The 1,114-nt window shown below is 72.2% G+C and carries 1 protein-coding gene and 2 pseudogenes; all 3 read left to right on the forward strand.

The window, feature by feature from the left end:
- Positions 1-95 (forward strand): annotated as a pseudogene (locus AC067J_RS44070) (roadblock/LC7 domain-containing protein); the annotation flags it as partial.
- A gap of 161 nt (positions 96-256) precedes the next feature.
- On the forward strand, positions 257-964 hold the full coding sequence (locus tag AC067J_RS44075) for a DUF742 domain-containing protein (protein WP_478308523.1): 708 nt from the start codon (positions 257-259) through the stop codon (positions 962-964).
- Positions 945-1,114, forward strand: a pseudogene (locus AC067J_RS44080) (ATP/GTP-binding protein); the annotation flags it as partial. The gene AC067J_RS44075 and the pseudogene AC067J_RS44080, both read left to right, overlap by 20 nt.

Consider the following 1,114-nt stretch of genomic DNA (forward strand, 5'->3'; position numbering starts at 1 on the left):
TCGTCGGATACGAGATGGCCCTGCTCGTCGACCGAGCCGGCGCCGTCCTCACCCCCGCACTCCGCGCAGAACTCCAGGGCAGTCTCCTGCACTGACGGTCCGTCGGATACCGTCCAGGTATTCGAAGCACCTCCGCGCCCGTCCCGGGCCCGCTTCGGCGGGCTCGGGTTCGGACGTTGTACGGCCTTCGCAACACCGGCTCAGGACCAGTGCCCGAGCTCGCACCGCACCGCCGCACCCTGTGAGGAGAGGAACCGTGACACCGCCCGACGACCGCAGCGGCCAGTACGGCGTTCCGTACCCTGGCACAGGCCATGACGCCTTCGGAGCACCCGGCGTCGTCGGCCACGGTCAGCAGTACGGCCAGCCGCTCCACGGCCAGCACGGCCAGCACTACGGACAGCCGCAGTACGGCCAGCCGTACCCGCCGGGGCAGTACGACCAGTACGGTCGGCCCCAGCAGCCCTCCTACGACGCGCCCCCGGCGGGCTACCCGGCACAGGACGGGACGTCCGGCCGGCAGCCCGGCCCCGTCACCGGTGGCCGGCCGACCGTCGGGCAGCAGTCCGGCCGGTCAGCCCAGCGGCCCGGGCAGGCCGAGGAGTTCGAGGACGAGCAGGACTCCGGCCCGCTGATCCGGCCGTTCGCGATGACCGGAGGCCGCACCCGGCCCCGCTACGAGCTCGCCCTGGAGGCGCTCGTCTCGGCCGACGTGGATCCGCAGCGCCTGGCCACCCTGCTCCCCGAGCACCAGCGGATCTGCACCCTGTGCACGGAGGTCAAGTCCGTCGCCGAGGTGTCGGCGCTGCTCTCCCTTCCCCTGGGAGTGGCCCGCATCCTCGTGGCCGACCTGGCCGAGGCCGGCCTCGTCGCCATCCACCAGCCCGCTTCCGGCGGCGAATCCGGAAACCAGCCCGACGTCACGCTGCTCGAAAGGGTCCTCAGTGGACTTCGCAAGCTCTAACGCGGCCGCCCCCACCCGCGCCACCACCTCCGCGAAGATCGTCGTCGCGGGCGGTTTCGGTGTCGGCAAGACCACGCTCGTCGGCGCCGTCTCCGAGATCAACCCCCTGCGAACCGAAGCCGTCATGACCTCCGCGTCCGCCGGCATCGA

It is taken from the genome of Kitasatospora sp. NPDC042419 (assembly GCF_056437345.1).